Source organism: Ruegeria sp. YTSC003 (genome assembly GCF_059609785.1).
Genome location: NZ_JBXWMK010000007.1, coordinates 102,819 through 127,260, shown reverse-complemented (window position 1 = coordinate 127,260; position 24,442 = coordinate 102,819). Strand labels below are relative to the sequence as shown.

Here is a 24,442-nt window from a genome sequence, read left to right as displayed (position 1 = left end):
GAAGCGGCGTTAGGGCCAGAACGTTAGGCGGGATATGTCCAGAGTCGTGCTAGGCGGATCGGATGGCATCCGCGATCAGTTTCACCCCCGGCCCGATGCGGTCCCGGCCAATGGACGAGTATCCAAGGCGATAGAAGTTGTGCGGTCGGTGCAACCCATTGAAGAACGGGGCACCTGGTTCGATATGGACGCCCTGGCTCTGCAGCTTTTGGGCAAGTTTCGTCGTGTCCACACGCTCGGGGGCCGACATCCAAAGAGACGAGCCGCCCATGATTCCGCGTCCGGCAGCGGTAAGCCCGTACTGTTCGACTGCAGCATCCAACGCTTCGCGGCGCCGGGCAAGGGTCTTGGACATACGCCGAATCTGAGCATCGTAATGGCCCAGTGACAGGAAATAGGCCGCAGTGCGCTGGATATGGCCCGGCGGGTGGCGCAGCACCAAAGAACGCAAGGCTCGTGCCTCGCGGATAAAGGGCTCGGACCCAACAATGTAGCCTAGCCGCAATCCGGGAAACAGCGACTTCGAGAAGCTGCCCACATAGATCACCCGTCCGTCGCGATCCATTGACTTGAGGGCCGGGGACGGGGATCCCAGAAAGGCCATTTCAAACTCGTAATCGTCCTCGACCACCATGGCGTCCAGTTCGCGGGCGCGTTTCAGCAGCTCGTAGCGGCGTTCAACGGGCATGGTTGCCGTTGTCGGGCTTTGATGGCTGGGGGTGGTGAAAATTACGTCTGTTTCGTCAGGTAGCGCATCCGGGGTCAGGCCGTCGCTGTCGACGGCCAGTGGCGACACCTTGCAATCGGAGTGATTCAACAGATCCCGCAGCGCATAGTAACAGGGGTCTTCAATCACCGCTGTGCGGTTGCGGTTCAAAAGAATGCGTGAGGCCAGCCACAGTGCGTTTTGCGCGCCCATAGTGATCAAGATCTCTTCGGGGCGGGCGGCGATTCCACGGCGCGGCAACGTGTGACGGGCGATGAATTCGATCAGCAGCGGATCATCCTGATCCATGTAGTCCCCGGTCAGGGATGCAAAATCCTTGTGACCCAACGCGCGGACCGCGCAGAGACGCCAGTTGGCGTGGTCAAACAATTTCCGATCTGCCTGACCATAGATGAAAGGGTATTTGTAATCGCGCCAATTACTGGGCTTGGGCAGCACGTCCCCGTCCGAGAACCTGCGTGCGAGTGCCGTGTCCCAGTCGACATTTTCATCGCGTTTTTGCACAGGCGAATACTTGGGTGGCACGGGCGCGTTTTGCGAGACGAAATACCCCGACCGGCCTTTGGCAGTCAGGTAGTCATTGGCCAGAAGTTCCGTATACGCCAATGTCACCGTGATCCGGCTAACACCTAGGTGTGCCGCCAGTTTACGAGACGAGGGCAGCTTTTCCCCAACGTGGAACCGGCCAGACAGGATGCCTTCGGCAATCATCTGCTGGATCTGCGCCTGCAGCGTGCCCTGTCCGTTCAATTCCAGAAAGAATGTGTCGACCGATATTCCCATAGCGCCTTATAGGGTGGACTTAAGGCGAGGGCAATCTGGACTTAATCTCGTCTCGAGAATTCGTGAACAAGGCGCTTGACGAAAAAGAACGACTCACCTAAATAACTAGAAATTTAGTTTAATGGAGAAGTCAGATGTGGGAAACAGCTGCAGCAGGATTCTCGGCCATGGGCTCTGAAGCGCGACTGAAGGTTCTCAAGACATTGGTTCGGGCTGGTGAGGCGGGGTTGACCGTTGGGGAAATCCAGAACCGCACAGGCATTGCGCCTTCGACATTGGCCCATCACCTGCGGTTTCTCGCGGCCGGCGGTGTTGTCGAGCAAGAGAAAATCGGGCGCGCCACCATCAACCGCGCAAATTATGAAGAATTGAGAGGCCTCGCGCAGTTCATTCTTAGCGAATGCTGCGCGGACGAAGTGGGAAAGGCTGCGAACGATGGCTGAGCTGACACAAAACCCAAAGGCACCGGCAAAGGTGGCCGTTGATCTGATCAAAACCCCATGGGCGGTGATCGTGGCCATTCTGGCGCTTGTGGCTGTCCTTGACCCCGGCAATTGGGGAGAGGTTGTAACCTTTGCGGGTAAAGCCCTTGCCCATACGGGCCAGTACATTCTGTTCGCCGTCTTGCTGCTGTCTTACCTCAAGGCGACAGGTGCCGAAGTGATGGTTGCGCGCGCCTTTGAGGGGCGCGAGACGCGGATGATCTTTCTGGCCGCAGTCTTCGGCGGCCTCGCACCGTTCTGTTCTTGCGAAGTCATTCCGTTTATTGCTGGTCTGCTGGCGCTTGGTGCGCCATTGTCGGCTGTCATGGCGTTCTGGCTCAGCTCGCCCTTGATTGATCCACCTACCCTGTTGATCACGGCAGGCGCATTGGGTTGGCCATTTGCAATCGGCAAGGCCATTGCAGCTGTCGCATTGGGTCTGTTTGGGGGCTTTGCCGTCCGTGCCCTGATGCGAGGTGGTGCGTTTGCCCAGCCTCTGCGCGAATACAAACCGGCTGGCTGCGGATGCGGACCTAAAACAGAGGACAAACCTGTCTGGAAGTTCTGGCAGGTACCCGAGCGTCGTCAGCGCTTCCGGTCCGAGTTCATTCACAACAGCCTGTTTCTGTTGAAATGGTTGGCTCTGGCCTATGTGCTTGAGGCGCTGTTGGTCAGCTATGTGCCCGCCGATCTGATCGCGCGCGTTGTCGGCGGTGACGGTGTTGTACCCATTGTCATTGCCGCGTTGGTCGGGATGCCCGCTTACCTGAACTCCTACGTCGCGCCGCCGCTGCTGGCAGGCCTGATGGAACAGGGGATGAGCGCTGGGGCCGCGATGTCATTCATGGTCGCGGGTGCCGTCAGTTCGATCCCAGCGATGGCCGCCGTCTGGTCATTGGTCAAACCGAGGGTTTTTGCGACCTATTTGGGACTGGGGATTATCGGGGCCATCACCGCCGGCATCCTGTTCCAGATGATCTGAAACCAAAGCCGTCCGGTGTTCTTATCGGGCGGCTTTTCTTATCCTGCTTCGCAGTGGCGTGGCAGTTTGAACCGATACCGGGCCTCGCCACTGTCCACGTACACACGTTTCTCGATGCAGGCTGTCGTGCCAACGGTTTGTGAGACCGGAGCGTCGGTTGAAGTGATCGAGGTCGCAGACCCGTCCGGCAGCCGGACCGAAGCAATGACGCCGTTCTTGAGGTCCCCGTTGATGGGTGTCGCTGACAAGACGTTGACGGTCATGAATGCCTCATGCTCGTGCTCGCCGCTGTCGTTGAAGATCAGCAAACCAGCAGCGACGGCAACAAGACCAACACCGCCTGCCATGGGCAAACCCCAGGTCTTCAGGAAGGCATAGATCGAAACGGCGCGATGCGGTCCAAATAGTTTGGAAAGAACGTTCAGCATGGTTTTCTCGTAAAAAAGCCCCGGTCCGTTCAGGCCGGGGCTGTCTGTGCTTTAGGCGCGCGGATCGTCTTCGTCTTCGTCGTCGGCACCGCCTTTGGGCAGGTTGAAGAAGCTGTCCGCGTCGAGGATTGGTTCTTCTTCTTTCTCTTCCGCAGGCTCGTCCGACAGCGAGAAGGTTTCCAGACCTTCGATGGCAGTCGGGATCTTCGGCGCCGCGTCCATTTCCAGCGACTGTTCGGTCGAGACCAGCTTGCGGCGCTCGTCATCGCTCATGACGCCACCTTCGGCAGCTTTCTTGGCTGCGGCCTTCTGCACGATCGCGTCCAACTCGGACTGTTTGCACAGGCCCAGGGCAACGGGGTCGATCGGCTGCATGTTGGAAATGTTCCAGTGGGTCCGTTCACGGATCGACTGGATGGTCGGCTTAGTGGTGCCCACCAGCTTGGCGATCTGACCGTCGCTGAGTTCCGGGTGGAACTTGACCAGCCACAGGATCGAGTTCGGACGGTCCTGACGCTTGGACAGCGGGGTATAGCGCGGACCGCGACGCTTTTCCTCGCCGCTTGCAGCGGGGTTGAACTTGAGCTTCAGCTTGTGCAGCGGGTTGTTCTGCGCGGTGTCGATCTCGTCCTGGGTCAGCTGGTTGTTGGCGATGGGGTCAAAGCCTTTCACGCCAGCGGCCACATCGCCGTCCGCGATGCCCTGCACCTCAAGCTCGTGCATGCCTACGAAATCCGCGATCTGCTTGAAGCTGATCGTGGTGTTGTCCACCAGCCATACGGCTGTTGCCTTGGCCATAAGCGGTTTTGCCATCAGCCCGTCTCCTATAAATACATCTTTCCCGTCGCCGGAATTCGGCGGCCCCTTTTTTTGGGGCAGGTTTCCGTTGTCGGGGAACTTGGTCCGTATATAGTCGCGCCAAGGCAAGAAGGGAAGAGGCGAATGCGCTGGGTTGTTTTGGGGCTGGTTTCGTGGATTTTCGGTGCAATGGCGGCGCTGGGCGATGGCGAAAAGGCAGGCGAGTTTGACTACTACGTCTTGTCGCTTAGCTGGTCGCCAAACTGGTGCGCCCGCGAAGGCGACGCGCGCGGATCGGATCAATGCGACACCCGGCATGACCATGGCTGGATCCTGCATGGTCTGTGGCCTCAGTACCATCAGGGCTGGCCCGCCTTCTGCCGTACGCCCGAGGCGCCGCCATCGCGGGCTATGTCACGCAAAATGACCGATATTCAGGGCAGTTCCGGTCTGGCGTGGCATCAATGGAAAAAGCATGGAACCTGCTCGGGCCTCAGTGCGTCCGACTATTATGCGCTGTCCCGGCAGGCGTATGAGGCGGTTGAGCGTCCTCAGGTATTCCGCAAGCTGGACGCCTCGGTCAAACTGCCTGCATCGGTCGTGGAAGAAGCCTTTCTGAAAGCCAACCCCGGCCTTGAGCGCGATATGATCACAGTGACCTGCAAGCAGGGCTATATAGAAGAGGTCCGACTGTGCCTGTCGCGCGACCTTGAACCCGTTCCCTGTGGTCGTGACGTGATCCGCGATTGTACGGCCAAAGACGCGCTTTTCGATCCGATTCGTTAGAGTTTCCTGTTCTGGCACTCTCGCGCATATTCCAGCGCTTTGGCCGTACCTTTCAGATCAATCGCCATCACCGTCTCACCCGCAGGGTTGTAAACCGTCATGGTCTTGTTCTGGGCAATTGCGTTGACGAAGCTGCGGTCGGTGAAAAACACAGTCGCGCCAGGCACGTCACGCTGATTGAAGCCGATGGCCGTGGCGTCATAGCTTTTGCCGTCCAGATCGAACCGGATCGGATAACTCTCGCCCTGTTTGATATCGCCCCACGCCTTGTTGTAGACGGCGAAATACCCGCGATTATCCAGCGCATCATAGCCCAACCGCACGACCGAGAGGTCTTGGTAGATCGTTTGAATCAGACAGCCGTTTCCGAGCGCTGGGTCCATCATAATGTTCCAGCCCTCGACAAAGCCTTTGTCGATCAGTTCCTGCGAAAACGCGGCGGTGGCTGTAAAGGCGGCAAGCGCGAGGGCAAATAGGCGTTTCATAACAGTTTCCAATATCAAATGGATAAGGTCGCAGCCATAGTACACGCCGCGTGCAAGAGGCAAAGGCCATTCTTGATTAATGCGGCCGCGAACAAAGACCTATGTGCACAGCGGAACCCGGCTATGCCTCACAGGGCAAACGCTTGAAACTCGGCTGTGGCACAATAGTTTTCGCCCCATAAAATTAAGGAGCGTGCCATGCCGCAACATCCAAGAACATTTTCTCACATCGGATTGTCCGTCCCAAACGTTGACGAGGCTGTAAAGTTCTACTCTGAAGTCCTTGGTTTTTACGTAATCATGCCACCAACGGACGTGGTAGAGGATGACACGGATATCGGTGTCATGTGCACTGATGTGTTTGGTCCGGAATGGAAAAAACTGCGTATTGCGCATCTCGCGACCGCTGATCGCGTTGGTTTTGAACTTTTCGAGTTTCACGGGAACTATGTGCCTGAAAACAATATCGACTTTCGCCAGAACGGTACGTTTCATTTTTGCGTCCAGGACCCGGATGTCGAAGGCTTGGTAGAAAAAATCGTGGCGGCTGGCGGCAAACAACGGATGCCGATCCGATACTATTATCCCGGTGAGAAACCCTATCGCATGGTCTACGTCGAAGACCCATTTGGTATCGTCTTCGAGATATACAGCCATTCCTATGAATTGACGTATTCGTCGGGTGCTTACACCTGACAATCGGAACAGACCTTGGTGTGCAACCGGAAGAGGCGAATCCTTTCCGGTTGTCGCCGTATCGCAAGACTCAGAGTTCTTTTCGTGCCCTCAGCGCCGCCGTAATCGTCCCGTCGTCCAGATAATCAAGCTCGCCCCCAATCGGAACACCCTGCGCCAGTGAGGTCAGGCGGACCTGTCCCTCCAACTGATCCGCGATGTAGTGGGCGGTGGTCTGGCCATCGACAGTGGCATTTAGGGCCAGAATGACCTCAGAAATCCCTTCGGCCATCACCCGATCCTTGAGTCGGGGAATGCGCAGTTCGTCCGGTCCGACCCCATCCAGAGCCGACAATGTGCCGCCCAAAACGTGATAGCGACCCTTGAAAACTGCAGCGCGTTCCATCGCCCAGAGATCAGCCACATCTTCGACCACGCACAACTCTCCGGTTGCACGATCCTCGCTATCGCAAATGTCACAGATATCTGTCGTGCCTACGTTGCCGCAATTCAGGCATTCGCGGGCGGTGGCAGCCACCTGCTGCATTACGTCCGACAGGGGCGTCAGCAGCAGGGCGCGCTTTCGGATCAGGTGCAGCACTGCGCGGCGGGCCGAGCGGGGGCCGAGGCCGGGCAGTTTGGCCATCAGGTCGATCAGATTGTCGATATCGCTGTTCGAACTCACGGCGTGTGCTCCTGCAAAAGGGCCGGACAGGGGTGCCCGGCCTTTGGGTCGTCAGGAGTGTCTATCAGAACGGCAGCTTGATGTCTGCGGGCAGACCCATGCTTTCGGTCAGCCTTGCCATCTCGGCCTGAGAGCGCTCGGCCGCTTTGGTTTGCGCGTCCTTGATAGCGGCCAGAATCAGATCTTCGACAACCTCCTTATCGTCGCCGTTGAAGATCGACGGATCGATGTCCAAACCCTTCAGCTCGCCTTTTGCGGTGGCGGTAGCCTTCACCAGCCCCGCACCGGATTCGCCCACAACCATCATGTTGTTCAGCTCTTCCTGCATATCCGTCATCTTGGTCTGCAAATCCTGTGCGGATTTCATCATCTTGGCCATATCGCCCAGACCGCCGAGTCCTTTGAGCATTTACTGTCTCCTAAATTGTGATCGCCTTAGGCGAACATATACAGCGTAAAGTGTCATCGACGCACATAGCGCAATTGTCAGCCCTATGATCAGGCTGGAATGACCGATGCACCCGATGTCTGCCGCCGATCTACGCGAGTCATCCATCAAGTCGTCGACAAAAATGTGAGCCGCCCAAATCGCCCAAGCGAAGGACGTCGCCAATGCGATCCATAGGTTTCCGCGCCAGATTGCTATAGCAGACAACACCAGCAAGACCATGGATACCGGATGCAAGGTGAGAGCAACTGCTTCGACCAATTCGCTAACCGGTTCGCCATCCCAGCCAGGGTTAAATACTTCGCATGCTTCGTAATAGACCGCATCGATGTGTGCAAAGTGCAGGTGTTAATCCTCCTCGAACGGGTCCCATTCGTCTTCGACCTCAGGCAGTGCTTCGGTTTCTACCTTGGCGGCGCGTTCCTCCGGGGTTTCGATCCGTTTGATGCGCGCTTTGGGAAACTGCATCAGAACGGCTTGAACCAATGGGTGTTGTTCGGCCTGCGCTTTCAACGCCAGATCAGCCGCGTCTCGAACCTCGGCGATTGTTGCCGCGTCCCCATCGGCCACGATTGAGACGGCCCATCGGTTTCCGGTCCAGCGTTGCAAGGCTGAACCAAGCCTTTGCGCCAGATCGGTCGGCGCTTTGTCCGTCGGCGTGAACTCGATCCGTCCCGGGGAATACGAGACGAGACGCACACCGTTTTCGACCTCAACCAACAGTTTTACGTCCCGGTTGGTGCGGATCAACTCGACCACGTGTTCGAAGGTTGGATAGCGTGCCAGCGCGGTCTGGATGTCCTGAGCAAGCGCTGCGGTGGGTGCCCCTGCCGGCCCGCGCTGGGCCGAGAGATGCGTAGAGGAAGTCGCCTGCGTAGGTGCATGAGTTGGCACAGCCACACCACCGCCAGGTCCCCCGTTCGGTGGGGGTGGAGGCGCATCCTGTAGTCGTTTGATAAGTTCTTCGGGGCTTGGCAAATCGGCCACATGAGTCAGACGAATGATTGCCATTTCGGCGGCCATCATCGCGTTGGGTGCTGCAGAGACCTCCTCCAGCGCTTTCAGCAACATCTGCCACATCCGCGTCAACACCCGCATCGGCAGCGCCTCGGCCATCTGTTGACCGCGCGCACGTTCATCCGGTGAGACGGTGGGGTCATCGGCGGCATCGGGCGTGATTTTGACCACGGAAACCCAATGGGTGATCTCGGCCAGATCGCGCAGCACGGCCAGCGGGTCGGCCCCTTCGGCATACTGGCCGCTCAACTCAGTCAATGCCCCAGCCGCATCGCCACGCAGGATCATGTCCATCAGATCCAGCACGCGCCCGCGATCTGCAAGGCCCAACATTGCCCGAACCTGATCGGCGCTGGTTTCCCCTGCACCATGTGAGATCGCCTGATCCAACAGCGAGGTCGCATCGCGGGCAGAGCCTTCGGCCGCACGTGTGATCAAAGCAAGCGCGTCTTCGGCGATCTGTGCGTTTTCCGCCGCGGCGATCTTGTTGAGCAGACCGATCATATCTTCGGGTTCGATCCGGCGCAGGTCAAACCGCTGGCAGCGCGACAGCACTGTCACCGGGACCTTGCGGATTTCGGTCGTCGCAAAGATGAACTTTACATGTTCGGGCGGTTCCTCAAGCGTTTTGAGCAGCGCATTGAAAGCGCTGGTCGACAGCATGTGAACTTCGTCGATGATGTAAATCTTATAACGCGCACTGGCGGCACGATAGCGAACGCTGTCGATGATCTCGCGGATATCGTTCACGCCGGTGCGGCTGGCGGCGTCCATCTCCATCACGTCGACATGCCGGCCTTCCATGATGGCAACGCAATGCTCGCACTGACCACAAGGTTCGGTCGTTGGCTTGCCTTCACCATCGGGACCGATGCAGTTCATACCTTTGGCGATAATCCGGGCAGTGGTGGTTTTGCCGGTGCCGCGAATACCGGTCATGATAAAGGCCTGCGCGATCCGATCCGCTTCGAACGCATTTTTCAGCGTGCGCACCATTGCGTCCTGTCCAACCAGATCTGCAAAGGTTTCAGGGCGGTACTTGCGGGCAAGAACCTGATAGGCGGGGCTGGGCGTTTCGGTCATGTCTGCTCTGTCAGATTCGTGTCAGAAATGCAGCGTAGAGACCCGGGCCGCCCGCGTCCACAGCATGCTTTGTGGAATTTCGGTTTGGACAGCGTCTGTAAGCGGGATAAATAGGCTGTCAAAATCTGGTGGGCCGGTGGCAGTAGGAGCATAAGCTTTGGCAAAATTTGCAATCTACGCGCTGCCTGTTGGCACAGGCACCTTGGCGCTGTCCCCCTTGCCTAGCGGCGGCAGTGGGTATGTGGATGATCTGAGGGTGATACAGGACTGGAACCCCGATCTGGTGATTTCAATGACCACCGAGGCCGAGATGCGGCAGGTCGGCGCAGGCGGTTTTGGTCGAGACGTTCAAAGCAGGTCCGCGACCTGGGTGCATCTTCCGGTCGAGGATTTTGGCACGCCGCCCCTGCCAATCGAAACTCTTTGGCCCGACGCCAGCGCAGCCGCCCGGCAGGTGCTGTCCGGCGGTGGACGCGTGCTGGTGCATTGCCGGGGCGGTTGTGGGCGGTCGGGGATGGTCGCGCTGAGGCTCATGGTGGAAAGCGGTGAAGATCCAAACCACGCGCTAAACCGGCTGCGCTTGGCCCGACCATGCGCGGTGGAAACGGATGAGCAGATGGCTTGGGCCATGAAACCGGCCCAGAGCGATCGGTGAACTAGGATCAGGCCGTGGCTTGTTGAACAACCTGATGCGATGGACGCGGTGCAAGGGCCGATGCCTGAAGCATGGCGCAAGGCAAGGCCGCCAAAACACCAGCAGGCAGAGTGGAAAAGTCAGGGTTGAACATCATATCGGCGTATTCGTCCAACGTGTCGGCCGAGTCGCCCGTGTTTGCCCCGCAATAGACCCTGATCCGGGCCGGGCTGGCGCGAAACCGTGCGGTGCAACCCTCATCGCAATGGGTCAGTTCGCTGGAGCCGTCCACCTCAAATTCGCTGGTCGTCATTGGTTGTGCTGTTGCCATCGCCTCGGCCAATGCCCGAGCCATTTGGGCCAATGCGGGGCATGTTTTCCCCGTTTTCTGGCACAGGGTGGCGGTGAATTCGTGGGTCGTTGTCTTCCAGATCATAATGCGCCCTCCGCGCGGTGAGCGGGGGACGTGGAACAGGGAACTCAGCGTACTGAAGACCTGCCCGGACACCCCGCCCGAGTTTCGGTTTTTACTTTGATGGCAGGTCTCCTGACTTGCGGGTCATTGCTTTGCCGACCTTCCCAGCCTTTCGGCCAGTGGTATTTCGGCATTGCTTACCGCTTACAGTTGCGGGGGCAGTCGCGGCCTTGGTCTGTTCCGGCATTGCCGGGCTGGACCGCACCGAGTTCCCTTTTCATCCCGCCCCAATATAAGGACGAGAACCATCACCTCATCGCTAGCGGTTGTAGGTGGCTTGAGTCAAGCGGGCTGTTTTCCATCGTTCAAGTGGACGCTTGGTCACTTTGAAAATCTGTTGACTCTAGTCGCGCAAAAGCGCCGATATGCCATATGTGAACCGAATAGTTCAGATGCTTGCGAGGGCACCATGTTGGACAACACTCCGGTCGTTTTGACCGAAGATTTCACGTTTTCTGCCGGAGAGGCCGAACTGTCGGCACGGCTGTATATGCCTGCCTCGGCACCTGATGTGGCGGTTGTAGTCCATGCAGCCACAGGCGTACCGCGCGACTATTACCAGCATTTTGCGCGGTGGTTGGTGGAAGAACAGGGTATGGCCTGTCTGACCTATGACTATCGCGATTTTGGCCACTCTCTACACGGGCGCCTGCGCGATTCGCAGGCCACGATGGCTGACTGGGCGTTGATCGACATGCCCGCTGCTCGCGCCGAAATGCGGCGCAGATTTCCCGCCGCCCAGCAGTGGAGCATTGGCCATTCGGTGGGTGGAATGCTGGGGCCAATTCAGCCCGATATTGAGCAGATCGACCGGATGATCTGTGTCTGTTCAGGTTTGGTGACGGTATCCGACCACCCCTGGCCGTATCGCGCACTGGCGACAATGTTCTGGTATGCCCACCCGCCATTGCTGGTTAAGGCATTGGGATACCTGCCGGGCAAGGCACTTGGGTTCGGCTCGGACCTTCCGGCACGTGTCTACTGGCAGTGGCGCAAATGGTGCACCGCTGCGCTGAGCTATGTGCCGGATATCGGCAAAAGCCTTCCAGACGCCCGTTGGGCTGCGTCGGAAACACCCGTCGATCTGTTCACAATGGACGATGATCAGGTGGTGCCCCCGAACGCGGTTTGGCGCCTGGCCGATCTTTACGGTCCCAAAGCCCGCCGGCATCAGTTGTCGCCGAAAGACTTTGGATTGGCCGAGGTCGGTCACATCGGCGCATTTGCGCGCCGAAATGCGGCCATATGGCCCCGGTTAATCGCCTGAGCCGGTACTTACAGCTTTTTGCGGGATTTCTTGTCCTGCATCACCGATCGTACCATCTTACCAAAGGCCTTGTCGCGCGCACGAGACTGCGCAACGGTTTCCGAGTTCCTTTCATCTTCGCGCCGCAGCTTTCGCCAGCGCTCCAACCGCTCGGTGTCCAGTGATCCGTTTGCAATCGCATCCTGCACGGCGCAGCCCGGCTCGGCCTGATGCTGACAATCGGAAAAGCGGCAGGTCTGAGCCAATTCCAGAATGTCAGAAAAGACCTCATCGACGCCATCCTGCGCATCCAGCAACCGCAAAGCCCGCATGCCGGGTGTATCGACCAGCCATCCGCCGTTCTGCATCGGATGCAACGCGCGGGCAGTTGTCGTGTGCCGCCCGCGCGCGTCGTCCGCGCGAACGCCGGACGTTGCCTCATCCAGGCCCGTCATGGCGTTGACCAATGTTGTCTTGCCGACACCGGATGAGCCGACCATTGCGGCAGTCTGCCCGGTGGAGCACCAGGACAGAACTTGCTGCACGTCCAGGGCATCCAAAGCATTGATAGCCAGCACGGTCAAAAACGGAGCCAGCGACTCGGCTGCTTTGGAGAAATTATCAGGATCGGCGCAGGTATCGGCCTTGGTTAGAACGATCACCGGATAGCACCCGGCCTGGTGTGCCAAAGCCAAATACCGTTCCAGTCGGGCCAGATTGAAGTCAGCATTGCAGGAACTGACGATGAACAGCACATCCACATTAGCAGCAATCAACTGAGCCTGGGCCCCGGTTCCGGCGGCGCGGCGTTTCAAAAGGCTGCGGCGTTCCAGCAGCTGTTGAACGCGGTTATGATCATCCGCCAATACCCAGTCGCCGACGGCGAAGTCGCCCGTCGGCTGGGCCAGGGTGAGCAGAGGTGTTTCACCGTTGATGTTTGCACCGATCAGACGATCACGGTGAACGGCTGTGATGCGAAAGGGAACGCACGAAGGATTGGCCGCATGTTGGGCGGCAAAGTGTGAGGACCATCCCAGGTCCGAAAGTGTAAAAGACATTGTTCTGCCTGTGTTCAGGTACAGCAATCCGTCTGGATGGCGGTCGCGCATCCAGCGGTAATGTGTTCAGGCAGGTGTGAGGGTCGGCCTCAGAAACGCTTTGCCTGAAGGGTTTTTGCTACAATCATAAAAGCCCTCCTGCGGCTAGCGGTTCAAGTAAGTGAGAGGTTGGACATCGACCCAAGCGGGGCTCGTTGTGGCTGCTTCCTTCCGGACCTGACCAGGTTGGCGAGGCGCTCGCCCGCGCCAACCTCTCGAATTTTGATATAGGGAAGACACGCAGAGATGACAACCCGTCACAGTGACAGTTGTATGTGCAAAAACCCCTCGGCATCCGTGCCAGCCAGCTTTGGGCTGAACTCTGCGATGTCCGCGAGATGACGCTGTGCCTTTGGACCGGTCTTCAACAGGACAGTGGACCCTGGCATGGGCGCAAAACGGAATGGGCAGGGACCTTGTTCCAGCGATTCTGTGGGCATTGCACCGGTCAGGTAGCCCTTCAACGCGTGTTGGATCGGCAAGGCTGGAACGTTGATGACTTCGGCGTCTTGTATGAACGGAAAATGTCCACCGCCGCTGGCGCGGTAATTGTTCAGTGCAACGACAAAGCGGTGTTCGGCCGTCACTGCGTGGCCCTGGAAACGAAGATCTGAGATGCGCCGGTATGCCGGATTTACCAGTCGCCCTTCCGCATCGAACCGAGGCGGTACGCTGAGGTCGATCACGTAGCTTAGCCCGAACAGAACATCGAAATTGTGTCCGGCTCGATCAGGATTGACCAATTCAGTTTGCGCGCCGGGTTTCACCTGATTGAAAACGCCCGCAGACATTTCAAGCCAATCTCTGATGTGCTCTCCTGACACCGCGACCGAACGAAGTTCGTTTGGAAAGATGTTCAGATCGGCCACGTGGCGCATGCGCATTACGCCCGCAGGAATGTCCGAGTAAAAGCGAGGCCCGGCGCGACCGCCGAATTTCGAAGGCGCTACGGCAGACAGCAATGGTGTCGCTTCATGGGGTGTGCCCTTCAGGATCTGGCGCACGGCCGAAGCCTGTGCTGCGGCCACCATCGCAAGCCCTCGATCCTTGGCGCAAAAGCTGAAATAGCTGTGCAGGTGCTGATCCGTATGCCCAATCGGTTCGTCGGCCCGTTTTCGTGTTGCGGAATGCACATCCGAAAATAGCGCCACCAACAGCGTGTCTTCGGCCGAAGGTTCAGCACCTGAGACCGGGCGCAGTTCAGTGCGATGAGCCGCGACCGACCAGCCCTTTTCTGCCGAGGCAAACAGCGTCAGATCAATCACGCCAAGATGAGATCCGGCAGATCCCGGCATGACAACAGGTGTGCCATGCACCATACCGCCAGTGGCATCGACGTGTTCCAGCCCAGCGTGTGACTTCCCCGGCAAGGTCAGATGCGTGTGCCCGGCGATGATGGCGTCAATGCCTTCAATCGCGGCAAGGGGGATTATCGCGTTTTCAAGATCGGGCGCGGGGTCGACGGACCCCAGCCCCGTATGGGCAAGCGCGATGATCACGTCGCAGCCGTGGGATCGAAGCTCTGACACTTTAATGCGCGCGCAGGTCAGAATGTCGTCTATCCGGACGTCATTACCCAGCCGATGAGATTCCCAATTCCGGGTCTGCGGCGGAACGACCGAGAAGACGCCGACGGTTAGCGAGGCTTGGTGCCCCGCGACCTCAACCCGGCGGGTTAGAACTGCCTGATCCTGCCAGACCTCGTTGGCACCCGGGCGATGAACATTGCTGCAAACCACCGGACAGGGGGCCTGCGAAAGGATGCGGTCCAGTATATCTTGACCGAACCCGAAATCATGATTGCCCAACCCGATCGCATCATACTCTAACGCGCCAAAGGCCTGCATCAGCGCATGCGGCTTATCAGCCTGCTCGGCGGCCAGGTCCCCAACCGGAGTTCCCTGCAGCGAATCGCCGTTGTCAAAAAGCAGCACGGTTGAGCCTTCCGCCTGCGCCTCAGTTCGGGCTTCACGGATCAGGCTGGCGGTTCGAGTCAGGCCGATTGTGGGTTCAGGGGTGTCAGAATAGTAATCAAAACCCCTCAAGTTCATATGAAGATCCGTGGTGGCCAGTATTCGGATCTGCACGGTCTGCGATGGCAGAGAAGGGGAAGGTTTCAAATTTCTACTTTTGGCAGTTTTGTCTTAGTCATTTTCAACAAAAAGATTAATCACAGTGAATTGCAAGGCTTAGCTGTGTTCATTCGATGGCGACCTGTGATTTTGGGGGTGAAACACCGTTGCAACTGATTGACCGACATGGCAGCCCTATGCGGAGCAAGCCTAAGGATAACTTATGAAAAACGCGGAATATGTGACGTTTGGTAGCTCGGGGCTGGATCGTGCGGCGCATATTCGTGGAGATGCTGATGCGGTCGCGCGGGCGCGAACGCATCCCGATGCAAAATGCCTGCTGTTGTGGCGCGGTAAGGTTTTGGTTCAGGGTGGGGCGCTGGATCAGTTGGGGCTGATCGCGATGTCACATAAGCTGGTCGAAACCGGGCCAGGAGGTTCTGTCGAGCAGCCTGTATTCCTGGGGCTGTCAGACAACGCGCCTGTGTTTGCCTTTGATATTTCGGACTGGACGGCTGATGGGTTGGACGTGTCCGGTGTCGGAGGCTTTATTGATAAGTCAGAGCAACAGCACCCGGACTTGCCCCACGGCCATGTCTTTGCCGAACTGCGTCGGATCATGACCCGTTTGTCGACGCGTGACGCCGAACTGGCGGCCTCGGCCAAGGCGGTGACTGCATGGCACGAAACGCATCGGTTTTGCGCCCGGTGCGGCGCAGCCAGTGAACTTGCGCAGGCGGGGTGGCAGCGCAGTTGTCCGTCCTGTGGTGGACAGCATTTTCCACGTACCGATCCGGTCGTCATCATGTTGATTACCCATGGCGATTCAGTTCTGATGGGGCGTTCGCCGGGCTGGCCAGAAGGGATGTATTCGCTGTTGGCAGGGTTTGTTGAGCCGGGTGAAACGCTTGAGGCTGCAGTCCGACGCGAAGTGATGGAAGAAGCCGGGGTGCCCGTGGGTGAGGTCCGTTATCTGTCCAGCCAGCCCTGGCCGTTTCCGGCCTCGTTGATGTTCGGCTGCGCCGGTGAGGCGCTGTCGCGCGCCATCACCATCGATCCAGTCGAAATCGAAGATGCGATGTGGGTTACCAAATCCGAGATGATGCAGGCCTTTGCCGGCGAACACCCCGTTTTGCTGCCAGCCCGCAAGGGAGCGATTGCGCATTTTCTTTTGCAGAACTGGCTTGCGGATACGTTGGACTGACAAAATACTGTTCTGAAAAGCGAGAGAACCCCGAACCACAATGCAGTTTACAGTGCGCGAAGATATCGAAGCTCCCATCAACTCGGTGTTCGAAATGGTGGCCGACTTTGACCGATTCGAACGGATCGCAATGCGGCGTGGGATCGAGGTTCGGCGGATTTCGGGCGAATTGGGCGTTGTTCCGGGCACCAGTTGGGAAACAGAATTCAGGTTGCGCGGAAAGCCACGTCAGATTTCCGTGCAGATGGCCGAATGCGACCCGCCTTCGCTGATGCGGTTCGAAGCGGCAAGCAAGGGGATGAACGGCATCACCACGATCGAGCTTTTGGCCCTGTCGCAGCGTCGCACGCGTCTTAGTGTTGATATGTCCCTGTCAGCCAAATCCCTGCCTGCGCGGCTGCTGTTACAATCGCTCCGGCTTGGGCAATCCCGGTTTCGCCGACAATTTCAGTTGCGCCTGACCGAGTTCGCACGGGAATTGGAACAACGCCACATTCATGGTGGCTGATTACCCAATGCCTTGGTGAGAACGAGATGGATAGCTTTAGTGTTCGTGAGGCGGTGTTGACGGATGCCCAAGGTATCTCAGAGGTACTGCAGGACATCGCAGCGGCCGGAAAGCGTAATAAGCGCTGCGACGTTGATTTTGCTCGCGAGCATTACGTGGCCGACCCCGACCGGATCAGATGTTCAGTCGCTGTTCAAGGGGAACAGATCCTGGGGTTTCAATCACTGAAATGGGCGGTCGATAACAACCCATATGGTGCTCCGGTCGGATGGGGCGTCATTGGAACGCATATTCGCCCGTCTGCCGCCCGGCGCGGTGTCGGGCGCGCCCTGTTTCGTGCAACGCTCTTGGAGGCACGGCAGAGTGGCCTACCGGCCATTGATGCAACCATTTCGGCCACAAACGCCGAAGGACTGGCCTATTATTCGGCGATGGGATTTGTGGATTACCGGCGGCACGAGGTTGCTCTGTGCAAAAGCTTCACCGTGACTTGAGCCGGGGTCGCTTCAGCCGCGCGGTTGAGCCGCTGGGTAGACGCCCAAAATCTCGACATTCGTGGTGAAGTGTTCCAGTTCTTCCATCGCCAACTGTACGTTCCGGTCGTCCGGGTGGCCCACGATATCGGCATAAAACTGGGTCGCAGTGAACGAGCCATCGACCATGTAGCTTTCCAGCTTGGTCATGTTGATGCCGTTGGTCGCAAACCCACCCATCGCCTTGTAAAGCGCAGCCGGAATGTTGCGCACCTGAAAAACAAAACTGGTGATCATGCCGTGTTCTCCGCGGCGTGACATGTCGGCCTGCTGTGACATCACCAGAAAGCGCGTGGTGTTGTTGTCGCGGTCTTCAATGTGTCGGGCCAGTACGTTCAAGCCGTAGATTTCGCCGGCCAACTCGCTGGCCAATGCTGCTGAATGCACCTCGCCTTGTTCCGAGACCTCGCGGGCCGCACGCGCGTTGTCGGGGCTGACACGTCCCTTGATGTTGTGTTCTTTCAAAAACCCGGCGCATTGCGGTAGCAGAACCAGGTGCGAGTGTGCCTCGGTGACATCCTCAATTTTGGCCCCTGGAACGGCAAGAAGGTTGATGTGAACGCGCACGAACGCTTCTTCGATGATGTGCAGCCCGCTGTGGGGAAGCAAACGGTGGATATCGGCGACCCGGCCATACGTGGTGTTTTCGACCGGCAGCATTGCCAATTCAGCCTCACCTGCGCGCACCGATTCGATCACATCTTCGAAAGTCCGGCAGGGCAGGGCCTCCATATCGGGGCGGGCATTACGGCAGGCCTCGTGGCTGTAGGCGCCGGGTTCTCCCTGAAATGCAATACGTTTGGTCATTTGGTCGATTCCGTGCAACAAGTTCGATAATTGGGCGTTTAGTCGCGGTGTCTATACCTTGCCTCTTGTAAGGGGAAGCCTTAGACACCCCGCAGACAGCTGAAATGGACTCGCGATCAATGTTCGACACGATGACAGTTACCAAGGCCGCAGCAGGCCTGTTTGGCACCTTCCTGGTGCTGCTTTTGGCCAAATGGGGTGCCGAAGTGCTTTACCATGCGGATGGGCATGGTGAGACGGCCTCGTATATTATCGAAACCGAAAGCTCCGGTGAAAGCGCTGACGGCGAAGAAGTGGTGTTCGAAGATATGCTGGCCGCCGCAGACCCAGATAAGGGCGCGCGGGTTTTCCGTAAGTGTACTGCCTGCCACAAGCTGGAAGACGGCGCCAACGGCACTGGCCCCTACCTGTTTGCAATCGTGGATCGCCCGGTTGCTTCAGCCAAAGGTTTCACTGGCTACTCAGCTTCGATGCAAGCCCATGGCGGCAATTGGACACCCGAAGCGCTGGATGCGTTCCTGACCCGCCCCAGTGCCTATATCTCAGGTACATCGATGAGCTTTGCGGGTCTGAAAAAACCGCAGGAACGGGCCGACCTGATTGCCTATCTGCAGACCATCAACTGATCTTTCGCTCAGTTTTGACGCATTCAAAAGCCGCTGCCCCGTGCAGCGGCTTTATTTTTTGTCTAAGTAAATCTTCACAAAGTGTTCACGCACTCTAAACTTGAAACTGGCAGTGCTGGTCTTTTAGCTGGCGCAAACAATATTAAAGACGTCAACGAGCAGGGGATGAACCACATGAAATCCAATCGAGTTACCGCTTTAACGCGAACAAGGGATTTCGGACGCTTAGTTCACATTCTGGCTTTGGGGGCATTGCTCTGTGCAGCCGCTGCAACTCAACTTTTTGCTGAGGAAAAGATCATCAAATCACACGGGTTCTCGGAATTCGGTGATTTGAAGTATCCGGACGGCTTTGCGCATTTCGACTATGTGAATCCGGATGCGCCACGTGGTGGAGAGCTCTCCTATGCGGCGCAAGGCACGTTCGACAGCTTTAATCCCTATACCAGGCAGGGCCGGGCTGGTGCGCGGTCGGCAGATCACTACGAAAGCCTGCTGATTCCATCCTATGACGAACCAGCTGCCTATTATGGACTGCTCGCCGAAAGTCTCGAATACCCCGAAAGTTATGAGTGGGTGATCTTCAATATCCGCCCCGAGGCGCGGTTTTCCGACGGCACACCGGTGACGGCCGAGGATGTGGTGTTTTCCCATAATCTGCTGCTGGACCAAGGGCTGAAATCTTATGCCGACGCAATTCGCCAACGGATCCCCAAGGCCGAGGCGCTGGATACCCATCGTGTAAAGTTCTACTTCTCGCCGGACTTCCCTCGCCGAGGCCGGATTTCCCAAGTTGGGGCCACTTCGATTTTCTCAAAGAAATGGTTCGAGGAAGACCCTGAAAACCGCCGGTTGGACAAGTCGCGGCTGGATCCGGGTATTGGCTCGGGACCGTATGTTCTGGATGATTATGACATCAACCGGCGCATCGTGTACAACCGCAACCCCGATTATTGGGGCAACGACGTCAACGTCAATGTGGGCCGCAACAACTTTGACACCATCCGCGTTGAGTATTTCGCCGATTCCATCGCTGCGATGGAGGGGTTCAAGGCAGGCACATTTACGCTTCGACAGGAAAACAACTCAAAAAGCTGGGCAACGGCCTATGATTTCCCGGCAATTGCGAATGGCTCTGTCGTTCGGGCTGAACTGGCAGACGGAAATGTACCGTCGGCGTCGGGCTTCATCATGAACCTTGACCGGCCAAAGTTTCAGGACCCCCGTGTTCGCGAAGCTATTCAGCTGGCGTATAACTTCGAATGGACGAATGAGAGCCTGCAATATGGGTTATTCCAGCAGCGTAGTTCGTTCTGGGAAGGAACGCATCTTGAGGCGACCGGCCTGCCCGAAGGGCGCGAGCTTGAGGTGTTGCAAGAACTGGGCGACGCGCTGGACCCTGCCATCCTGACCGAGGAACCCGTCTCGGCGCATGAATCCCGGGCCGCCCGCCAAAATGACCGTGGCAACTTGCGCAAGGCGATGAAACTGCTGGACGAAGCTGGCTGGCTTGTTGGGGATGACGGCATTCGCCGAAACGACAAGGGCGAGGTGCTGTCCATTGCATTTCTGTCTGACCAGCCAACGCTGGACAGGCTCATTCAACCTTTCGTCGCCAATTTGCGGGCAATGGGGATTGATGCAAGTTACAATCGGGTGGACAACGCCCAGTTCACCTTGCGCCGCCGGGACCGCGATTTCGACATGATTGTTGGCGGGTACCCGCGGTCGTTGCAGCCGTCGACAGGGTTGTATCAGCAATTCGGAACCGAAGCGGCCTCATACTCGGTCTTCAACCCGTCGGGTGTGCATGGTCCGGACATCGAACCGCTGATCGACAACATCGCATCCGCCGAAGACAGCGAAGAGCTGTTCGCCAACGTTCGGGCGCTGGACCGCGTCCTGCGCGCCAAGCGGATCATGGTTCCCACTTGGTATCTGGGCAAGCACTGGGTTGCCTACTGGGACATGTATGAATATCCGGAAAATCTGCCGCCTTATGCATTGGGTGTTGAAGACCTCTGGTGGATCAACGAAGAGAAAGAAGCCGAGTTGAAATCCTCCGGCGCCTTGAGGTAATCCGCCCCCATGGGAGCATATATTCTTAGACGACTGTTGCTGGTCATCCCAACCCTGCTTGGGATTATGATCGTCAACTTCACGCTGGTTCAGTTCGTTCCTGGCGGACCGATTGAACAGATCATCGCCCAGTTGGAAGGTGGCGGTGATGTGTTCGAAGGAATCGCTGGCGGCGGCAGTGACATCGAGCAGCAAACCGGCGGCACGAATGATCGCTACATCGGTGCGCGTGGCCTTCCGCCCGAGTTTATCGAAGAGCTGGAAAAGGAATTCGGGTTCGACAAACCTCCGGTTGAGCGGTTCCTCAACATGATGGGCAATTACCTGACACTGGATTTCGGTGAGAGCTATTTTCGGTCGATCAGCGTAACCGATCTGGTGCTGGAGAAGATGCCGGTGTCGATCTCGCTGGGACTGTGGTCCACGCTGATCGCGTATCTGGTGTCGATCCCGCTGGGTATTCGCAAGGCGATTAAGGACGGGTCACAGTTTGATACCTGGACCAGTGGCGCGATCATCGTAGCCTATGCTATTCCCGGCTTCTTGTTTGCGATCCTGCTGTTGGTTCTGTTTGCTGGGGGATCTTATTGGCAGATATTCCCGCTCCGGGGGCTGACCTCGGACAACTGGGACAGCCTCAGCCTGTTTGGCAAAGTCGTTGATTACTTCTGGCACATTGCCCTGCCGATTATCGCGCTGACGATTTCGGCCTTTGCGACGCTGACTCTGCTGACCAAGAACTCGTTCCTGGACGAGATCAAAAAACAATATGTCATGACCGCCCGCGCCAAGGGTTTGAGCGAAAGTCAGGTTCTGTACGGCCATGTTTTCCGCAACGCGATGCTGATCGTAATCGCCGGATTTCCTGCGGTTTTCATCGGCGTCTTCTTCGGGGGGTCGATCATCATCGAAACGATCTTCTCGCTTGACGGTCTGGGCCGTCTGGGTTTTGAGGCAGCCGTTGCACGCGACTATCCAGTGATTTTCGGCACACTTTTCATATTTGGCTTGATGGGGTTGGTTGTCGGCATCATCAGTGACCTGATGTATGTGCTGGTCGACCCGCGCATCGATTTCGAAAAGCGGGAGGGGTAAATGGCACTTTCCCCACTCAACCAGCGCCGCTGGCGCAATTTTCGTCGTAACGGGCGTGCATTCTGGTCGCTGATGGTCTTTTCCGTCCTTTTCGGCCTTTCTCTGTTCGCCGAGTTCATCGCCAACGACAAACCAATCCTCGTTAAATACCGCGGTGAGTTTTATACGCCGATCTTCAATTTCTACGCGGAAACCGAATTCGGCGGCGATTTCCAGACCGAGGCGATCTATCGCGACCCCGAGGTTCAGTGTTTGATCGACAGCGGTGGCATCGAAGACTGTTTTGACGATCCCGAGGGGATTATCGACGAAATCAAGGCCGGTACATTCCAGGCAGAGGGGTACGAGCGTGGCTGGGCCGTCTGGCCGTTGATCCCGTATTCCTTCAACACCAGCGTTGATCGCCCCGGTGCAGCGCCGCTGCCACCCAACGGGCAAAACCTGCTGGGCACGGATGACACCAAGCGCGACGTGTTGGCCCGTGTAATTTATGGCTTCCGACTGTCGATTTTGTTCACGCTTATGGTCACGGGTGTGGCCAGTCTTGTGGGAATTTTTGCCGGGGCTATTCAAGGATTTTTTGGCGGCTGGCTGGACCTGATCTTCCAACGGATCATCGAAATCTGGTCAGCGACGCCTTCGCTTTACGTCATCATCATCATGTTCGCCATTCTGGGTCGAAGTTTCTGGCTGCTTGTCGCGCTGATGATCCTGTTCAGCTGGACCGGGCTTGTGGGAGTTGTGCGCGCCGAGTTCCTGCGGGCGAGAAATCTGGAATATGTGCGCGCTGCGCGGGCACTGGGTGTGGGCAATATGACAATCATGTTCCGCCACATGCTGCCCAACGCGATGGTCGCAACGCTGACCTTCATGCCCTTTATCGTGACGGGCACCATCGGCGGCCTGGCCTCACTGGATTTTCTGGGCTTCGGCCTGCCGTCTTCCGCCCCGTCTTTGGGTGAGTTGACTTTGCAGGCTAAACAGAACCTTCAGGCACCCTGGCTGGCATTCACCGCCTTTTTCACCTTTGCCATCATGCTGTCGCTACTGGTCTTCATCTTCGAAGGCGTGCGCGATGCATTTGATCCCAGAAAGACCTTTTCATGAGCCTGCTGGATGTGAACAACCTCAAGGTCTCGTTCCGTCAGGACGGGCAGGTGAGCGCAGCAGTCAAGGGCGTGTCCTTTACTGTGGATCGGGGTGAAACGGTTGCGCTGGTGGGCGAATCCGGATCCGGCAAATCAGTCACTGCGCTGTCGACAGTGTCTTTGCTGGGTGACAGTGCAATTGTCGAAGGTTCGGTCACCTATGAAGGGCAAGAGATGATCGGCGCGTCTGACCAGCGCCTGATGGATGTGCGCGGCAACGATATCAGCTTCATCTTTCAAGAGCCGATGACCTCGCTCAACCCCCTGCACACGATCCAGAAACAAATGGCCGAGTCACTGGCCCTGCACCAGGGTCTGACAGGTGATGCAGCACGGGCCCGGATCGTCGAACTGCTGACCAAGGTTGGCATTCGCGATCCCGAGGAGCGCCTGGACAGCTATCCGCATCAATTGTCAGGTGGCCAACGCCAGCGCGTCATGATCGCCCTGGCACTTGCCAACAAACCCGATATCCTGATCGCGGATGAGCCGACAACGGCCCTGGATGTAACCATTCAGGCGCAGATCCTCGAACTGCTGGCCGAGCTTCAGAAATCTGAGAATATGGGGATGCTTTTCATCACCCACGACCTTGGGATCGTGCGCCGTATCGCCGATCGGGTCTGCGTGATGAAGGATGGCGAGATTGTCGAGACTGGCGCGACCCAGGAGATATTCGACAACCCCCAGCACCCTTATACGCGCAAGCTGCTGGCGGCGGAACCATCCGGTCATCCCGATCCTGTGGCTCCCGACGCCGAAGAAGTGGCGCGCACCGATCATCTGAAGGTCTGGTTCCCGATCCAGCGCGGGTTCCTGAAACGTACCGTTGGCTATGTGAAGGCAGTGAATGATGCCACGCTCAGCGTGCGCGCCGGTGAAACCTTAGGGATTGTGGGCGAAAGCGGGTCGGGCAAGACAACGCTGGCGTTGGCGATCATGCGATTGATTGCGTCCGAAGGTGCGATAACCTTCCGAGATCAGGACGTGCGCCGCTGGTCCACGCGCGAGTTGCGGCGTTTGCGCAAGGACATGCAGATTGTGTTTCAGGACCCGTTCGGCAGCCTCAGCCCGCGGATGACCTGCCAGCAGATCATTGCCGAGGGGCTGGCGATCCACAAGGTCGACCCGCACCGCTCGCCACGGGAGCTGGTGACCGAAGTAATGACCGAAGTGGGCTTGGACCCGGCTGCGATGGACCGCTATCCGCACGAATTCTCGGGCGGGCAGCGTCAGCGTATTGCCATTGCACGAGCCATGGTCCTCAGGCCCAAATTGCTGGTTCTGGATGAACCGACCAGCGCCCTGGACATGACTGTGCAGGTTCAGATCGTCGACCTGTTGCGCGATTTGCAGCGTAAGTATGGACTGGCCTACCTATTTATCAGCCACGATCTGAAAGTCGTGCGTGCGATGTCCCACAATGTGATTGTCATGCGAAACGGTGACGTCATCGAAATGGGCGCGGCCGAAGACCTTTTTGAAAACGCCCAGACAGACTATACCCGCGAACTGATAGCGGCGGCGGGCTGAAACCAG

General features: G+C 57.6%; 25 protein-coding genes, 1 other RNA gene and 1 riboswitch. Of the genes, 14 read left to right on the top strand and 12 right to left on the bottom strand.

The annotated features are described in order from the left end of the window. Positions 1-49 precede the first annotated feature (49 nt). Entirely contained in the window at positions 50-1,510 is a 1,461-nt protein-coding gene (gene pdxR, locus AC2FFH_RS14410; RefSeq protein ID WP_496726604.1) for a MocR-like pyridoxine biosynthesis transcription factor PdxR, read from the bottom strand. A 134-nt stretch (positions 1,511-1,644) separates the two neighbouring features. Between pdxR and AC2FFH_RS14405 the strand changes: the two genes are divergently transcribed. Both AC2FFH_RS14405 and AC2FFH_RS14400 read left to right on the top strand, forming a co-directional pair. Beyond that, positions 1,645-1,953, top strand: a complete 309-nt coding sequence (locus tag AC2FFH_RS14405) for an ArsR/SmtB family transcription factor (protein ID WP_058272522.1) — start codon at positions 1,645-1,647, stop codon at positions 1,951-1,953. Next, positions 1,946-2,974, top strand: coding sequence for a permease (locus tag AC2FFH_RS14400; RefSeq protein ID WP_496844642.1), 1,029 nt, complete (start codon positions 1,946-1,948; stop codon positions 2,972-2,974). Before AC2FFH_RS14405 ends, AC2FFH_RS14400 begins: the two co-directional genes overlap by 8 nt. A 38-nt stretch (positions 2,975-3,012) precedes the next feature. On the opposite strand, the gene AC2FFH_RS14395 is transcribed toward AC2FFH_RS14400, so the two are convergent. Both AC2FFH_RS14395 and AC2FFH_RS14390 read right to left on the bottom strand, forming a co-directional pair. Beyond that, positions 3,013-3,402 carry a hypothetical protein gene (locus AC2FFH_RS14395; protein WP_496768480.1) on the bottom strand — a complete coding sequence of 130 codons (390 nt, stop codon included), beginning with the start codon at positions 3,400-3,402 and terminating at the stop codon, positions 3,013-3,015. 51 nt (positions 3,403-3,453) lie between these two features. Beyond that, the gene (locus AC2FFH_RS14390) at positions 3,454-4,215 is read right to left on the bottom strand and encodes a DUF1013 domain-containing protein (protein ID WP_496844641.1); all 762 of its coding nucleotides are present in this window, start codon (positions 4,213-4,215) and stop codon (positions 3,454-3,456) included. A 129-nt stretch (positions 4,216-4,344) separates the two neighbouring features. Between AC2FFH_RS14390 and AC2FFH_RS14385 the strand changes: the two genes are divergently transcribed. After that, a complete protein-coding gene (locus tag AC2FFH_RS14385) occupies positions 4,345-4,986 on the top strand; it encodes a ribonuclease T2 family protein (RefSeq protein WP_496726606.1) in 642 nt (213 codons plus the stop codon). On the opposite strand, the gene AC2FFH_RS14380 is transcribed toward AC2FFH_RS14385, so the two are convergent. Continuing rightward, positions 4,983-5,471, bottom strand: coding sequence for a hypothetical protein (locus AC2FFH_RS14380; RefSeq protein ID WP_496768476.1), 489 nt, complete (start codon positions 5,469-5,471; stop codon positions 4,983-4,985). The two genes, AC2FFH_RS14385 and AC2FFH_RS14380, sit on opposite strands and share 4 nt — an antisense overlap. Positions 5,472-5,669: 198 nt before the next feature. Here AC2FFH_RS14380 and AC2FFH_RS14375 point away from each other — a divergent pair, with 198 nt between their 5' ends. After that, complete coding sequence (locus AC2FFH_RS14375; RefSeq protein WP_496726608.1) at positions 5,670-6,167, top strand: lactoylglutathione lyase family protein; 498 nt, start codon at positions 5,670-5,672, stop codon at positions 6,165-6,167. Between the two features lie 70 nt (positions 6,168-6,237). Here the strand turns inward: AC2FFH_RS14375 and recR are convergent, their stop codons facing one another. The 3 genes from recR to AC2FFH_RS14360 form a co-directional block, all read right to left on the bottom strand. Next, positions 6,238-6,831 (bottom strand): recombination mediator RecR, encoded by a 594-nt coding sequence (gene recR / locus AC2FFH_RS14370; protein ID WP_496726609.1) that lies wholly within the window; start codon positions 6,829-6,831, stop codon positions 6,238-6,240. A 64-nt stretch (positions 6,832-6,895) separates the two neighbouring features. Beyond that, positions 6,896-7,240, bottom strand: coding sequence for a YbaB/EbfC family nucleoid-associated protein (locus tag AC2FFH_RS14365; RefSeq protein ID WP_496726610.1), 345 nt, complete (start codon positions 7,238-7,240; stop codon positions 6,896-6,898). A 387-nt stretch (positions 7,241-7,627) separates the two neighbouring features. After that, the gene (locus AC2FFH_RS14360) at positions 7,628-9,379 is read right to left on the bottom strand and encodes a DNA polymerase III subunit gamma/tau (protein WP_496768474.1); all 1,752 of its coding nucleotides are present in this window, start codon (positions 9,377-9,379) and stop codon (positions 7,628-7,630) included. A 157-nt stretch (positions 9,380-9,536) separates the two neighbouring features. Here AC2FFH_RS14360 and AC2FFH_RS14355 point away from each other — a divergent pair, with 157 nt between their 5' ends. Next, the gene (locus AC2FFH_RS14355; protein ID WP_496844638.1) at positions 9,537-10,034 is read left to right on the top strand and encodes a protein-tyrosine phosphatase family protein; all 498 of its coding nucleotides are present in this window, start codon (positions 9,537-9,539) and stop codon (positions 10,032-10,034) included. Between the two features lie 7 nt (positions 10,035-10,041). On the opposite strand, the gene AC2FFH_RS14350 is transcribed toward AC2FFH_RS14355, so the two are convergent. Next, on the bottom strand, positions 10,042-10,449 hold the full coding sequence (locus AC2FFH_RS14350) for a hypothetical protein (RefSeq protein WP_282120274.1): 408 nt from the start codon (positions 10,447-10,449) through the stop codon (positions 10,042-10,044). A gap of 84 nt (positions 10,450-10,533) precedes the next feature. Further along, positions 10,534-10,753, bottom strand: a riboswitch (cobalamin riboswitch). A 144-nt stretch (positions 10,754-10,897) separates the two neighbouring features. Between AC2FFH_RS14350 and AC2FFH_RS14345 the strand changes: the two genes are divergently transcribed. Then, positions 10,898-11,755, top strand: coding sequence for an alpha/beta hydrolase family protein (locus AC2FFH_RS14345; RefSeq protein ID WP_496768469.1), 858 nt, complete (start codon positions 10,898-10,900; stop codon positions 11,753-11,755). 8 nt (positions 11,756-11,763) lie between these two features. Here AC2FFH_RS14345 and rsgA read toward each other — a convergent pair whose 3' ends face one another. From rsgA to AC2FFH_RS14330, 3 genes are all read right to left on the bottom strand, one after another. Continuing rightward, positions 11,764-12,792, bottom strand: coding sequence for a ribosome small subunit-dependent GTPase A (gene rsgA / locus AC2FFH_RS14340; protein ID WP_496768466.1), 1,029 nt, complete (start codon positions 12,790-12,792; stop codon positions 11,764-11,766). A gap of 158 nt (positions 12,793-12,950) precedes the next feature. Beyond that, positions 12,951-13,049, bottom strand: an RNA gene (ffs, locus tag AC2FFH_RS14335) — signal recognition particle sRNA small type. Positions 13,050-13,088: 39 nt separating this feature from the next. Beyond that, the gene (locus AC2FFH_RS14330) at positions 13,089-14,918 is read right to left on the bottom strand and encodes a bifunctional 2',3'-cyclic-nucleotide 2'-phosphodiesterase/3'-nucleotidase (protein ID WP_496768464.1); all 1,830 of its coding nucleotides are present in this window, start codon (positions 14,916-14,918) and stop codon (positions 13,089-13,091) included. A 208-nt stretch (positions 14,919-15,126) separates the two neighbouring features. Here AC2FFH_RS14330 and nudC point away from each other — a divergent pair, with 208 nt between their 5' ends. From nudC to AC2FFH_RS14315, 3 genes are read left to right on the top strand one after another with little or no spacing between them, the layout of a single operon-like run. Then, complete coding sequence (gene nudC / locus AC2FFH_RS14325; RefSeq protein ID WP_496768462.1) at positions 15,127-16,107, top strand: NAD(+) diphosphatase; 981 nt, start codon at positions 15,127-15,129, stop codon at positions 16,105-16,107. Positions 16,108-16,147: 40 nt separating this feature from the next. Further along, on the top strand, positions 16,148-16,615 hold the full coding sequence (locus tag AC2FFH_RS14320) for an SRPBCC family protein (protein ID WP_496726619.1): 468 nt from the start codon (positions 16,148-16,150) through the stop codon (positions 16,613-16,615). A gap of 26 nt (positions 16,616-16,641) precedes the next feature. Further along, positions 16,642-17,109, top strand: coding sequence for a GNAT family N-acetyltransferase (locus AC2FFH_RS14315; RefSeq protein ID WP_496768460.1), 468 nt, complete (start codon positions 16,642-16,644; stop codon positions 17,107-17,109). 12 nt (positions 17,110-17,121) lie between these two features. Here the strand turns inward: AC2FFH_RS14315 and AC2FFH_RS14310 are convergent, their stop codons facing one another. Continuing rightward, on the bottom strand, positions 17,122-17,955 hold the full coding sequence (locus tag AC2FFH_RS14310; protein ID WP_058279807.1) for a prephenate dehydratase: 834 nt from the start codon (positions 17,953-17,955) through the stop codon (positions 17,122-17,124). Positions 17,956-18,074: 119 nt separating this feature from the next. On the opposite strand from AC2FFH_RS14310, the gene AC2FFH_RS14305 reads away from it, so the two are divergent. The 5 genes from AC2FFH_RS14305 (at position 18,075) to AC2FFH_RS14285 (ending at position 24,436) form a co-directional block, all read left to right on the top strand. Next, a complete protein-coding gene (locus AC2FFH_RS14305; protein ID WP_058272647.1) occupies positions 18,075-18,581 on the top strand; it encodes a c-type cytochrome in 507 nt (168 codons plus the stop codon). Between the two features lie 174 nt (positions 18,582-18,755). After that, positions 18,756-20,660 (top strand): extracellular solute-binding protein, encoded by a 1,905-nt coding sequence (locus AC2FFH_RS14300; RefSeq protein ID WP_496768458.1) that lies wholly within the window; start codon positions 18,756-18,758, stop codon positions 20,658-20,660. A gap of 9 nt (positions 20,661-20,669) precedes the next feature. Beyond that, positions 20,670-21,755: a microcin C ABC transporter permease YejB gene (locus AC2FFH_RS14295; protein ID WP_496768457.1), complete on the top strand. Its 1,086-nt coding sequence runs from the start codon at positions 20,670-20,672 to the stop codon at positions 21,753-21,755. After that, on the top strand, positions 21,756-22,862 hold the full coding sequence (locus AC2FFH_RS14290) for an ABC transporter permease (protein WP_108861177.1): 1,107 nt from the start codon (positions 21,756-21,758) through the stop codon (positions 22,860-22,862). It abuts the gene before it with no gap. Next, on the top strand, positions 22,859-24,436 hold the full coding sequence (locus AC2FFH_RS14285) for an ABC transporter ATP-binding protein (protein WP_496768455.1): 1,578 nt from the start codon (positions 22,859-22,861) through the stop codon (positions 24,434-24,436). Before AC2FFH_RS14290 ends, AC2FFH_RS14285 begins: the two co-directional genes overlap by 4 nt. Positions 24,437-24,442: the final 6 nt, after the last annotated feature.